The sequence below is a fragment of the Saccharopolyspora shandongensis genome (assembly GCF_900106995.1).
Lineage (GTDB): Bacteria > Actinomycetota > Actinomycetes > Mycobacteriales > Pseudonocardiaceae > Saccharopolyspora > Saccharopolyspora shandongensis.
Window position 1 is genome coordinate 58082 of sequence record NZ_FNOK01000024.1, and the last position, 14580, is coordinate 72661.

Annotated in this window: 1 protein-coding gene (running past one end of the window); it reads left to right on the forward strand. The window is 67.6% G+C overall.

Annotated elements, in window-relative coordinates:
* A protein-coding gene (locus tag BLW84_RS24175) for a scabin-related ADP-ribosyltransferase (RefSeq protein ID WP_093269161.1) crosses the window boundary here: on the forward strand, positions 1-14580 show its 5' portion. Its footprint extends 13071 nt past the window's final position; only the first 14580 of its 27651 coding nucleotides appear in the window; its start codon is at positions 1-3; its stop codon lies beyond the right edge, outside the window.

A 14580-nucleotide genomic window follows, 5' to 3' on the forward strand; every position in this document is an offset into this window, starting at 1 on the left:
ATGCCCACAAAACTCCCTGACTGGCTGCAGGAAGCCTTCCGCATCGTCGGTGGACAGGCTTGGCCCGAAGGCGATGAGGACGGGCTCAACCGGATCGCCGATGCCTGGAAGAAGATGGCTTCGGACATCGAAGTCCTCGAAGATGCCGTGCGGGCGTCGGCCGCCGATGTCTCGCGGGACATGCGCGGGGACTTCGCGAACGCCTACCGCAACTACGCCGAAACGAAGGGCGCGGAAAGCCTCGCCGAGCTGAAGAAGAACGCGCAGGAGCGGTCGGACCAGGCGCGCAACACGGCTGCGGATATCCAGGCGGCGAAGGTCGCCATCATTGTCCAGCTGGGCTTCGTCGCGGCGGCCCTCGTGACCGCGTTCATCCCGATCGTCGGTGGGGCGATCTCGGGCGGGATCGTGGCGACGGTGCGCATCGCGATCAGCCAGATCATCAAGAACGTCCTGCTGAACATCGCCAAGAACGTCGCGACGAACGTCGTGATCGGTGAGGCCATCGCGATGGCGACCGAGGTCGGGACGCAGGGCGTCCAGCTGGCGACCGGACAGCGCACCGAGTGGAACGAAGATCGGATCAAGGGCGCGGCCATCAGCGGGGCTTTCGGTGGTGTCGGCGGCGGGCTGGCAACGTCGGCGGCGGAGGGCCTGGGGCGGGCCATCGCCCGCGGCGCGCTCGGGGAGGCGGCGAAGAAGGGCCTGCAGACCGCGGCCGGCCAGGCGGCCGGCGCGGTGGCCAACGCCGGTTTGCAAGGCGCCGCCGGCTATGCGGGCGAAAAAGCGGCGGGCGCGGCGCAGGGCCACGACGAGACCAACAGCTACTCCTTCACCTCGGCCATGGCAGGCGGCTTCGGCCGTCTCGGCGGCGGCAAGTCCACGGCGCACACGACGGCGGCGGACGCCGCCGCCTCGGCGGCTGCGGTGGACAAGGCCGCCGACTCCACCTCAGTCGGCACCCCCAAGACGGAGTCCCTCGGTCCGGTGACGACGGCGGCGGGGAATGGCGTGCAGACCGAGTCTCTGGGATCGACGGACAAGAGCGGCGTCGGCAGTGGTTCGTCGGAAACCGTTACCGCAGAAGGACCTCCCGCCTACGGGCACGACGCGACGCCGCCCGGGTACTCAGAAACCGGCGGCGAGAGCGGCACCGCGAGCAACACCGGGACTGCGGCTGCGGCGACCATCGCGGCGGGTCATGCGGCGACGACGTCCCAGCAGTCCGGTGCTTCGGGCACGACGGGACAGCACTCGGCCACCAGTTCCGGGAACGCCGCAGCCGAGCAAGCAGCGGCCAAGCAGGAACAGGGCACGACCACCGGGCAGCAGCAGGGGCCGACCACTTCGTCGGGCACGGCGACGGACAAGGCACCTTCGATGTCCACCGTCAGCGACGGCACTTCGCAGGCGACCAGCACCGGCACGGAAGAACAGACCGAAGGCCTCCAGACCACGTCGACGGGCCAGGACCACCAAACCACCTCCGAACACCCGCAAACCCACCAAGAGCAGCCGACCACCCAGCACAAGGGGGCTGGTCAGCAGCAGGAAGTTGCAGCGCATCATGGCGCTGGCCAATCTCAGGGGGTCGGTCAGCACGAGGTTGCTCCGTCGCACCAGGAGGCTGCTCAGGTCGGCGAGCAGCAAGAAGCTGTGCTGCATCAGGGAGCCGGTCAGGACCAGGGGGCTGGACAGCACCAGCAAGTGGCCACGCACCACGAGGCCGACCAGCACCAGGAGGCTTCTGCCAAGAATCAGGCGGAGTCCCAGCACGGGGTCGGCGCTGAGCACCGGGACGGTTCGCCGCAGCATCAGACCACCAATCCGGTCGAGCAGCACAGCGGGGCTGCGAAGGACGACAACTCGTACACCACCGAACACGAGGTGGAATCGCCAGTAGCCCACGGCGAATCCGATAAGTCCCAGCACGGGACACCGGTCCACTCGACGGAAACGACGGGTGAGAACCAGGAAACGGCCGCAACACCGCACACCGGCGAAACCACGACGAAGCAGGCGCCCCACACGGGCACCAGCACTTCATCCGCTGTCAATACGAACGCCGATTCCGCGGCGGCCACGGCGTCGTCGCAGCACGCCACGCACACGCCGGTCTCCACCAGTGAGAGCACGGGCACGACTTCGTTCGCCGGGCAGTACGAGGCGATCGACCCGAACCCGCAGCCGAAGCCGGACCCGCAGCGGGAGCCCGAGGCGGCTCCGTCGGAGCACTCCGACGAGCATGCGAACACCACGCAGCAGGTGACGCCGCCGGTGATGCTGCCGCAGGCCCAGCAGCCCGCCGCGCACCACAGCTCCGTCGAGCAGTCCACCGGTCAGTCGGCCGGACAGCGAGGCCCGGCGCCGTCAGCCTCGCCGACTCCAGTGGTGCAGCAGAGGCCCGCGACGGCCTCGCGCAATGTTTCCCAGACGTCGACCCAAGGCGGCTCCCATACCCCCGCCACCGAATCGCGGCCGACCACGCCCAGCAACCCGGGACAGAAAACCGCGGCCGCTGCGTCCGCCGCAGCGGGCGATGGCCGTCCGCCGCAGCTCAAGGGCAAGCAGCCGCTGCGGTCGGCGCATGCTTCTGGCAGCGACATCGCCGCGGGGAAGCCGGGCCAGGCGGCCAAGGTCTCTGCATCGGAGAATGCCGGGAAGAGTTTGCCTGCGCAGATGGCTGACGTTGGTACGGGCAACGAGCACTACGACCCGCTCGGGTCGGCCGCGCCGCCGGCCGACGACACGCCAACCTGGCAGCCCCATGATCTCTCGGTCGGGTACGAAGGCCCCGCCAAGCAGCGGGCTTCGGCAGTGGACGAGGCGTGGTCGCAGTACCTGCGGGCACGAGCTGACGTGGAGCACTGGACGCAGGCCCCGGCGTGGCATGAGGTCGGGGAGTCGAGCTCGGGCTCTGTGGCGAAGCAGCGTGCGCAGCAGAACCTGGAGGCGGCGCGGGCGGCCCTCCACGAGTCGGAGCAGGGTCTGCGGTCGTTGGGCATTGACAATCCGGATGCGGTGTTCGCTGAGCAGCGGGCTTTGCAGGCGGAGGAGCGGGCTGGTCGGGATGCGGCGGGGCATCCGGGTGGTGGTGCGGAGTGGGTGCCGCAGGATCAGCGTTTCCGCGTGCAGACGGATCCGAATACCGGGATGACGTTGACGACGACGTTGCACGGTCGTCAGGCGGGCGAGTTCGCACTGCGTGATGCCGGTGGTGTGGTGGTCCAACAGCGGATGAACCTGCTGGGGGCCGGTCAGGAGTCGATGGGGCATGTGATTCTGGACCGGCATTCCGGCATGAACGCGGCGGTGCACTACCCGCGGGATGGCACGATGCGGTCGATGCGGTGGGAGCAGGTTTCGCAGACCGAGTTCCGGTTGGTCGACCATGAATCCGGTGATTACCTGCGGTTCGACGCACCGACGCGGACGTTGGTGGAGCAGCGGTCGGGCATCTTCCACGAACCGGAGCCGGGTTCGGTGCTTTCGGGTGATTCGGGGCCTCAGCCGGAACGCTTCGGGGCGTTGCGGCGTGATTTCCGCACCGGTCAGGCGGTGCTCACCGATGGCACGGGCGCGGCGTTCCGGGGCCCCTGGTCGATGACGGAGGACGGCGAGGTCCAGGTCGAATTCTCCGGCGGCCAGGTAGTGTTGGACTCCGAATCTGGCGTGCTGGTGGACGAGACCACCGGTGTCGTACGGGTAGGGGAGCCCGTGCCGGAGGATCCGCCCAACCTCCGGTACGACGACATGCCATACCAGTACCCGGTGCGCTGGGGTGAGTCGATGACGTTGCCCACCGGTGATCTGGGACAGTTCAGCGTGGACGACCGGTGGTTCCGCAAGGTGTCCCTGGACGGCACGGTGCAGATCCTCGACGCCAGTGGGGATCCGCAAGGATCGTCCTTGATGGGCGTGCTACGTCCACATGGGACTGGTGGCGACGGCACCCCGGTCTTCCAGTGGTACCGAACGGATCTGGCCAGTCCGGACCGGCCTGACGGGATGTTTGTCGGTGCGACCGAGGTGCACGCCGGGCATCCGATCGAGCAGCATCCGGCCAGCCCGCACCCGGTGACCGATCCGCTGCTGGCCGCGGTGGACCGGACCGTCGACCTGGGACGGATCGTGCCGGCGCCGATGTGGCGGGCGGATGGCGATCCGCTGTTCCGGGTCGATGAGCGCCCACTGTGGAAGATCGCCGAATCGGGCGGGTTCGTGCCGTGGAGTTCGGGCAACCAGGGGTCGATCGACCACCGCAATGAGGGACCTACGACGAACGTGGACCTCGCGTGGTACGCGAACGAGGGCACGCACTCGATGTTCGTCGGCACGAGCCGGTCGCCGGTGATGGACAAGACGGGCAACACCGTTCACGACGATCACGTTGGGTTCCGCTATGTGATCCGGGCGCCTGGTGGCATCGACGTGAACCGGACGCTGGGGCCGATGGTGGCCGGGGCCGACGAACGCGAGATCGCGTTCCCCGGCGGAATCCAGCTGCGCTTCATCGAGGGAGCGTACCCGCTGGACGACCCGACCAGGTTCATCCCGAACCCCTACTACAACCCCGCCCCGGGCGGCGCCATCACCTTCCGTCCGCCGGAGGGCGATACCTCCTGGCAGGCATGGGTTCCTCAGCAGGACCCGTCGGCGATGACCGATGGTCGAGGCCCGGACGCCGCGGACTCGCCCGCGTCGAACGAGGGTTCGTCGGGCTCGTGGCTCGAGAAGGGGAAGTGGCCTGCGGGTGATGAGCCGCCGGTGGTTCGGCGTGCGCGGGAGATCGCGAATGAGATGAACCTGCATTACGGGGGGCTCGATCCAGATCTTCATGCGCGGCACCAGCAGAATTTGCTGGGGGTTGCCGCCGCGCTGGACAGTGACGGGGAGCAGGCTGCTCGGGATTTCGTTCGGGGGTTGCGAGCGAACGATTCGTTGTACGAGGGCTGGGAGTCGCGACCGCGTGGCTTCGGCGGTGAGCGCTCGTTGGAGAACACGGTTTCCGATGCGAACCAGGCCGGTCCGTCGACCTCCGCAACGCAGTCCAATTCGGACAGACTCCGACCGACTGGCCGGCAGGATCACGTCACCATCGACATGTCACAGGGCCAGTTGGGCGACATCGAGCTGCAGGAGTTGCACCACGACGCCCCGCCCCCCGCCAGCCCAGAGACGCAGTACAAGCAGGATCTGGTGGCGACCAACCTGGTCAAGGCCACTGATGTGGACGGGACGAAGCTGCGCGGCGATCTGACCAGCGCGATGACCGAGCTCGGTGTCGACGAGCAGGCGCAGGGTGCGTTCCGGGCGGCTTTCTCGGATGTGCAGCTGAAGGACGACTTCACCACGCTGTCCGAGGAAGGCCTGACCAAGTCGATCGGGCACGGTGCGGGCTCCATCGAGGTAACCGTGCGGACCCGCCTGGTCGGCGATGAGTCGCCTGTGGTCGGGCCGGTGATCGACGAGCCGAAGCACGAGGTGGATAACGCCTCCGGTGACTACGGCAAGACCTCCGACGAGAACGCCTCCACGGTGCGGCGCGAGAAGGGCGCCGACCTCACCGGCATGTTCGGGCTCGGCACCACGATCCCGATGGGCGCGATGGAGGCGAATGCAAGCGTCAAGGCGTCCGCAGTGCCGGGGTGGAAGTTCGGCACCGACTCGACCCTCCAGCACTCCTCGAAGGTCGAACTCCCCGGCGGCACCCGTTCGACCCGGCACGACCTGTGGCACGAGATCACCGTCACCCGCCACGACGGCGCTTCCGCCACGAGGAACGGCACGCAGGAGTCCGGGATCGAAGTGACGATTCCCGAATCGCTGCGGCCGGAAACGGACACCACTCCGGTCATCGACACGCAGGTCCCGCACCCGAAGCAAATGCACTCCGCACACCTGCGCGGCGACAACGGCCTCTTCGACAAGATCACCAAGACGCTGCCCGCCAACCACCCGCTGCGGCGTGAGCTCGATGCTGTCGGCTCGACGGCTCGCGGGCAGCTCCGCGAGACGGTGAGCGGCTCCGGCCTGTCGTTGCGGGCGGGCGACCTGCTCGGCGGTCGCGAGATCACCAAGACGCTGGAGTACCAGCACCACGGCCGGACGCACACCGCCACCGTCCACATCGGAACCTCGGTGCATGCGCCAACGCTCATCCACGAGCAGGACGCGACCGTTACCGGCACCGGCGGTGCGAAGACCGAGCACGCCGCATCGGAGCTGACCAAGCAGAGCACCGACGTCAGGTTCGGCGGTGGTGGCCTGATCGCAATACCCCGTACCGAGGACGCGAGCTTCGCGGCCGGTGCCCGCGGCGACGTGAACGTCCAGGCCAAGCTCGGCGGCGCCGGCAGCGACGAGCACACCATGAAGAACACCACCGGCGCGGCTCTGGAGTCCGAGCACACCAGCACCGGACAGTTGCGGGCCTACCGGACGACGCTGGACTACGCAGTCCGCATCACCTTCGACGACGGCAACAGCCTCGACGTCGGTTCGCACCACGTCGAAGCGGGCGCGACCGTGTGGATGAGCCCCGAGGCCGCTGTCAGCAACGGCTGGGATTCCGCGTCGCAGCAATTCGAATCATCCGGCAGCACACCCGTGCACTCCGACACGGCCACCCCGCTGAGCGGCATTTCCCCGTTGAGCGTGCTCGGCGGCAAGGTCGAGTTCGGCGGCGTCGACCGGGTCGCCACCGAACTCCACCAGATCCTCGACGGTGACGTGCTGCCGCCGCACCACGGGGCGGGCCACCAGGCCCCGCACGTCAGCAAGAACGTCGACCGGATCAACGCGCTGATCACGCCGGATGCGTTCGCCGCGCACGCTGCCGAGCTCGTAGGCGACGGGTGGTCCTTCCTGATGCCGCGCGATACCCACGTCGGCACCTCCACCGGCACTGAACACGTGTGGGTCAAGATCCGCGCCACTCCCGGGCGCTACGAGGCGACACCGGTGGAGGTGCCGGGGGGCAGTGAGCTGAAGGGCACGCTGACGGCGTCCTCGCACGACGAGCACACCACCAAGACCAAGGGCAACTGGATCGGCACCGGTGGTTTCGGCGGCGTGATCCCCATCAACCCGAACTTCCCGCTGCGCACCGCGCAGTTCTCCGGCAGCTACACCAGGAAGATCGGCGACTTCGAGCGGACCGTGACGGTGACCGCCGGGCACGAGAGCGCCTCCTCGTGGAAGACCGGCACGCACTACCGGAACACCCAGCGGATCCACTACACCATCGAGGTGTTCGGGCCGAACGGGAGCATCGGCGAGCGCTCCTTCTCGGCCGACGCCACCGCCGAAGTCCCCGTCGGATCGCACCCGCTGGGTGGGCAGGCCGGGGAGACCCCGACCGCGCCGACAGCGGAGTTCCGCAACCATCACAGCTCCACCCCGACCCGGCCCGGCGGCTGGAAGCAAGCCAAGCTGCCCGATGACTACGCCGTGCACAGCCTCAACCTGCCGCACGGCATGGGCGAGAAGCTCATGCTGGAGATCAAGGCGTACGACGGCCTCGGTGACGACGCGGCGGCCAGCAACCCGCTCGGGCACCTGGGCAAGGACGGCGTGATCGCGGCCAACCGGGTGCACAACTTCGCCGGTCCGACCGAGATCGGGGCGAACCTCGACCGCGCTGTCACCGGCACCTACCACGCGCAGGTCGAGCGATACCGCCAGGGCGAGCTGCTCACCGGGTACTCCGACAGCCTCGGCGAAGCCGCGATGCACCTGTCCCTGAGCAACCCCAAGGTGATCGACCACGCCGAATCCCTCGGTCTCGAACTCACCACGAAGAGCAAGGACTCCACCGGGCGCGGCGAGATCACCAAGGCATCGTCGGACACGTCGCTCGACGGCCGGACCAACGCGCGCCTCAACCAGCAGGGCACGATGGTGCCGCAGGGCACGCACACCACGACCGACGAGTCCGGGTCGGGAACCACGCACACCCATGAACACGAGAACACCCAGAAGCGTGCCTACAAGGGGCCGGGTTACCTCGTCTCCTTCGACGCCAGCCTCGTCCTCAGCGGACGAAACACCGAACACTTCGTCGGCCCCATCGGAGACAGCTACGGCAAGTCGCAGTGGACGCACTCCCAGACGGACACCCACGACGCCGTCCTGCTGTGGATTCCGGCGGACCAGATCCACCAGATCGCCGGACCCGAGGACATCGAGTGGCACGTCGACCACCCGCACGACGACGCGACCATGCACTACGAGGGCGGGCAGTTCGACGAGCCGAAGCTGGGCGATGGCTGGGTGAACGTGCGTCCCGAGGTCACCCGCAACCTCGTGTCGAACCTGGAAGACGCGCTCGGCGCGCTCACCCATGATCAGCTCCCCGAAAGCGCCCGGGCGAGCTTCATCGGACACCTCTACCACTCGCTCACCCACGCGGCCTCGTCGGCCTACTCCTGGCTGATGGACCCGAGCGCGGGCCGGCTCGACGCGATGGTGCACTCGCGGCTGTTCCCAGCGCTCTCACCTTCCGGGCTGGGCGCCCTGTACTCCGACATAGTCGGCGGAGGGATCCGGACCGTCTACCACTACGACGGGCCGCTCGGCCGCACCGACATCACGATCACGGTCAAGGGCACCGAGAAGCCCGGCCGGTTCGAAGCGGTCTCGGACAAGTGGACGCTGAGCGAGGAGTCCAAGACCACCAGCAAGCTCACCGAGCAGCACATGACCGCCACGACGCACACCGTGCAGGGGCAGGCCGTCTTCAGCATCTTCCCGGAAGGTCAGATCCAGCACAATCCAGGCACCGCCGGGGCGGGTGAAGGCAGCTACAAGTCGCAGAGCACCGTCGAAGACACGAAGAGCATCGAGACCACCTACAAGAGCGAGCACACCGGGCGCACGCTGGCGTTCGTGCACGACCTGGACCTGACGATCACGATCGAGAAGACGTCGGGCTGGGGGCGGCTGCCGCAGAGCCTGTCGTTCGGCGTGCTGGACAGGTTTTTCCCGGCCACCACCTCCGAACCGATCAACGTGCACGCCAGCGTCAAGGACGCGGTTCGCCGCCACGTCCCGGAGGTAGACGCCCACCTCCTCGAACAGCTCCAGAACGCCGCCAACGAGTCCGAAGTGGACTGGTCTGCCCCGAAGCACGAACTTCCGGTGGGCAGTCGCGGAACCGTGCAGGCCGACCGCGTTCGCGCGGAAATCGACGCGTTGCTCGATGGCGTTCTGCACGCGGCAACGGAGGGCACGCCCGCGCCATCTCTGCCGGCCGGGGCGACGGGAACGCGGCATCTGATCTCGGCGATGACCACCCAGAGCGCCCTGTCGTCGCAGCTCAAGTCGGCGATGACCGAACACGGCTACCGGATCGGGGGCCTCGACGAGGACCGCTACTTCGAGGCCGGCGCGCTCAACCACGGGCCGATCAAGTCGTTGACCCTGCATGCGGAACTACGCAATCAGCGAGTTACTGCCGTCTCCGCGGAGGGCACCTCGTTCGAGGGCAAGCAGACCGGCAGCGAGACGCTGAAGGTCACGCACGAGAAGACGCTCGCGGGCGGCACGTCCGCCCGCGCCGGCTTTGGCGGGCTGCTGTGGAACTCCAACCCGAGCGGTCCCGGACCCGGCCAGATCGGGCGCCTGGCCGGCGAGGTCTCGATCAAGGGCCCGGCGGCGGAGAAGGTGGTCACCGACACCAGCGAGGTCGGCGGCAAGACCTTCGAGCAGGAGCACTCCTCGTCCGGCAAGACCTACCTGGTCCGCAGCGACGTGACCTGGCTGCTCACCCCCGAGTACCGCGGTGCCAACGTGCCCGGGCACTGGAACGAGCCGCGGGTGGTGCGCGAACCCGGGGGATCGGTGTTCTGGACCGACGAAGCGGGCCTGCGCTCGCTGGGCCTCGAACCGCCGGAAGACCATGCCCCGGCGCACGAGCAAACGACACCCGAAGAGCACATCGACACCGAGCAGGAGTCGGTGGTGCTGGACGATGAGCACACCGTCCAGCACCAGCAGACCGTCGCGGAATCCTCTGGCGCAGCGGCGAAGTCGCAGTCGTTGAGCGACTTCCTCGCGTCGAAGCAGGAGGACGCCGGATCGACCAGTGAGCATGGCCCGCACCAGAAGCTGTCGGAGACGCAGCAGGGGAAGCTGCCGTGGAACCAGGTGCACGGGGCCGGCGGGCACGGGCTCGGCGATGACGCGGCCAGCGGATCCGCAGGGCACGAAAGCGAGCTGTCGCAGCAATCGAACCACGAACAAACGGCGCACTCCACGGACTCCGACCTCAAGTCGCTCGACGACGATGACACGTCCGCCCAGTTCGGGACCGTGGTCGACGCGGAAGCGCGGACGATTGTCGATGCTGAGGTCCGGGCGTACATCGACGAGCGTCGTCTTGCGGGTGCCGTCTACATGGTCGACCAGTCCCAGCTACCGCAGTGGGTGAGCCGCCTCTCCGACGCCCTGGCGCGTGGTGACCACGCCACGGCCGCCGGAATCCGGGGCGAACTCCGCGATGTGTTGCGCGGTCGCCGCCAGCAGCAGGAGAGCACACTCGGACCGAACGTCAAGCCGGACCTTCGCAGCAAGACTTCGCATGACGTGCCGGTGCAGGATCAACCTAACGCATTGGACACGGCAAAGCCGCAGAATTCCAATGCACAGTCCGCTGTGGACGCCGGGTCGGTCGTGGAAAGTTTGGAGGTGCCGGGTGAGGAGTCGGATCCGGCCGGGCGGTTGCTCGCCGAGTTGAACGCGGCGACGCTGTCGGACTCGTCGCCGGTTGGTGTGCTGCCGGAGCCGGACCTGTTCGGGCTGCACAAGCCTGCCGAGCCGCCGGAGTTCCTGCGCGGTCACGATTATTCGGATATCACTGCTGGTCAGGGCCTGGACTTGTTGCAGCGGCTGGATCTGAAGCGGCCGGCGCCGGACTGGTCAGATCTCGCGCCGCACAACCTGCAGGATCTCGACGATTTCGTGCTGACCAGGGAGTTGTCCGAGCAGGAGCGGGGTGGCTGGTCGGAGGACCAGCCGCCGCTGCCCGCCAAGCTGCAACTGGTGCGTGGTCGTACCTCGATCTGGTTGGGTGGCCCGCTGGATGGCAGCAGCGCGGGCAAGAGCGAGATGCGCGCGAACATCGCTGACTCGCATGAGCAGGTGCGGGGTTGGGCGCCGACGGTGGTGTTCACCGATGTGCCGCGTGCGTTGTTCGAGCAGGCCGCGCAGTTCCCGGTCGGTGATGAGCCGGGCGTGCTCTCCGGTGTGCGCGAGATGCTGGGGTGGGCCGAGGACAACAACGTCACGCTGGTCAACGTCCACGAGGTCTTCCACAGCTCGTGGCCGATGCCGCACCAGGAGGCGTTTCTGGCCGAGCTGGCCAAGCAGACCAAACCCGGATATACGGCGGCCAGCGACCTTCTGCGGGTGGCGGTCGGGCAGCGTTTCGGCCTGCTGTACAGCGACGGTGAATACCCGACGACCTGGAACCTGCTGGATGAGATGCAGCAGGTGCTGGACTCGCGTGAAGCGTATGGGGTGCACAAGCGTGGCGGGGCGGTCAACAACGACCTGCTCGTGCTGCCCAAGGGGCATCCGTTCGCCGACAAATTCTTCGAGCGGATGCGCGACAATTACGGCAAGACGCAGGCTGAGATCCACAAGGCACCGGATTTCCTCCCCGCCGAGAGCTTCGTCACCAACTCGCAGCTGAGGCCGCAGCGCTATTCGGTCATCTCCCGCACCGGCCCGCTCAACATCGCGAGACTCGGCGATGAGCTCGGGCATGCGGGAGGGGATCGAGGAGCCATCGCCGGAGCGGCGATGGACACCGGGGGCCAGTGGGTCTCCCGCCCGCGCCCGACGCCGTCGATCTCGCTGCAAGATCGCGCGGCGACCTTCGAGTTGACCAAGAAGGTCGTGCAGACCCTGGTCCGGGAGTTGCACAACCGCGACGGTGATCTGCACCTGACCCTGGTGGCTGATGCTGTGCACCAGCACGAGGCACCGGATGTGATCTGGACCGCCGCGCTGGGTTACCTCGCGCAGCGGCCGGAACTCGCCGGGCTGGTGCGGACCGTCACCGACCGCGAACTGGTCAGCATCACCGTCGACCGGCACGAGGACCGCCGCGTCGAGCTGCCGGAACAGGCGCAGCGCTACCTGCGGCCGCAGCCGGGGGAGGAGATCCACCTGCTGGGCGAGTTCTCGCGGCCCGCCACGATGGAGCAGGCGCCGGCCGAACCGCACAATGCCGCGAACCAGGAGTCGCAGTTCCCGGCTCAGGCGAAACTGCGTGGCGGCTCGCGGGAGACGTCGCAGTCGCCGGCGAACCACAAGCCTGCGCTCGGGAACCTCCGAGTGGGCTCGGCTGAGGAAGCGATGACCATCGCCAAACAGGTGGCGGAGATGGAGGTCCGGGCGTACAAGGCTGAGCGGCGGGCCACGCAGTCGGTGTACATGATGGACGAGTCGCTGCCGCCGAAGTACCACGAGAGCCTCGCCGACGCCATCCTGCGCGGTGATGGGGAAAAAGTCGATCAACTCCGAAAGGAGCTGCGCGACGCGCTGTACGGAAAACGCACCATCGCCGCGGAGTCGTCGCAAGGCGTAGGCAAACGGGCACGCCTTCCTGGCGCAGGACAGGAGGCGCCGAGCTGGGGGTACCTGCCCACGGCAAATGCGCCCGCGACTCCGGCCGCGGCGTGGGAGGCGTATTACATCGCGCTGGTCCAGGAGAACATCGCGGCGCACGACCCGGCGTTGAGCGGTGTGGGCGGTTCGAACAGCGTGCCCGATGCAATGCAGCGTGCCCAGGACGCGCTACAGCAGGCCCGGGCTGATCTTGCGGCTGCGGAGCGAGGGCTGCGGGCCTGGGGACTGGATCCGACGGTGCAGACCGAGCCTGTGCTTGGCACCGATCACATGATGGCCACCACTTCCCATGATGAAGTGATGGTCGAGCCCGGTGGCGCAGTGCCTTCAGCTCATGGCCTGCATTCGTTGTTGCAGGATGATCTGTCGGAGCTGCTGGATGTTGCGATGGACGAGGCGGCCGCGCTGCAGGTGGACGCTGGTGGAATTTCGCCGGGGTCGTCGTTCGGCCAGGTTTCCTGGCAGGACCCGTTGCCGTTGCCGGACGGGCAGACGGTGGTGCGCTTCAGCGCAGACGGGTCGCTGACCCAGCTGCTGCACCGGGATGGCACGTACGAGGTGGTGGACTCGGAATCCGGTGTGGCGTTGGACAGGGGGGTGCACGATGGGGCGCTGACCGGTCAGCTGTTGGAGCAGGTCGAGAGCTCGTTGCCGAATGCCCCGGACGTCGTTTGGCAGCAAAATGTGGTGCCGTTGCCGGATGGGCGCGTAGCCCGGTACAGCGAGGACGGGTCGCTCGCGGAGTTGGTGAACCGCGACGGATCCTTCGAGCTGATGGATCCGGACACCGGGCTTGTGCTGGTAGCGGGGCGGCATGATGAGAGTCTGACCGGGTGGCTGTTCGCGCAGGCGGAGCCCCTGTTGGCCGAGACGGAGCAGGTCGGTGCACCTCCTGTCCACGGCGGGACGGTTGCAGCACCGGGGCCGGTAGCTGGTGGTCTGGTCGGCAGGGTGGGCACGGCGACCTGGCAGGAGTTCAAGAATGCAACACCCCAAGAGCGGCGAGCAGTGTTGGGCGATCCGCAGAGCCGAGCTGTTCTTGCGCGCAGGCTGAAGCTGGCGCATGACAGCGATCCGAGGATGACGCCGTACCGGCTGTCCAAGGAGACGGGCTTTACCGAATCTTCGGTGATTTCCCTGGTTGACGAGGCCGGATTCGGCGTTGAGGCTCCTCAGTTGGAAGGCCGGGTGGGGACGGCTTCCTGGGGTGAGTTCGGGGCCGCTGGGCCTGAGGAGCGGCAGCGCGTGCTGGATCGCCCGGATGATCGAGCGGTTCTTGGGCGCAGGTTCAAGCAGGCGCAGGACGACGACCCGGCGGTGACGCCGTACCGTCTGGCCAAGCTGACCCGTTTCGATGAGGAGACGGTGGAGGCGCTGACCCAGGAGGCGCTGAACGCTGTTCCAGTACAGGGTTTGGAAGGCCGGGTGGGCACGGCTTCCTGGGACGATTTCAAGGCCGTGTTCGGGGCATTTCCCGAGGAACGGCGGCGTATTCTGGCTAGTGAGGACGAACGGGCGATCCTCGGCCGCAGGCTCATGGACGCTATTGACAGCGACCCGTCGATGACCTCGTTGCGATTGTCCAAGTTGATCCGTATCGGCCGGGATCTGGTCGACCGGTTGGTCGCTGAGGCAAGGTACGCGACGCGCCGTCGGTTCGTGCCTGGGACTGGCGGATTCCGATTGGACGCGGCGCCGCCACGAGAAGCCGTGATCCCGGCCCGGAACGAGGACGCGGGTTCCTCGGCGGGCCAGGGCAGTCCGTCCACTGGTAGCGGTTCAGGGCAGGGGACGTCGTCGTGGGCGAACAAGGGAAAGTGGCGTGCGGATGATGTGCCGCCGGTAATTCGGCGTGCGCAGGAGATCGCGCGTGAGATGAATCTGCACTACGGGGGTACTGATCCGAACCTGGTGGCAGAGCATCAGCGGAATCTGACCGAGTTG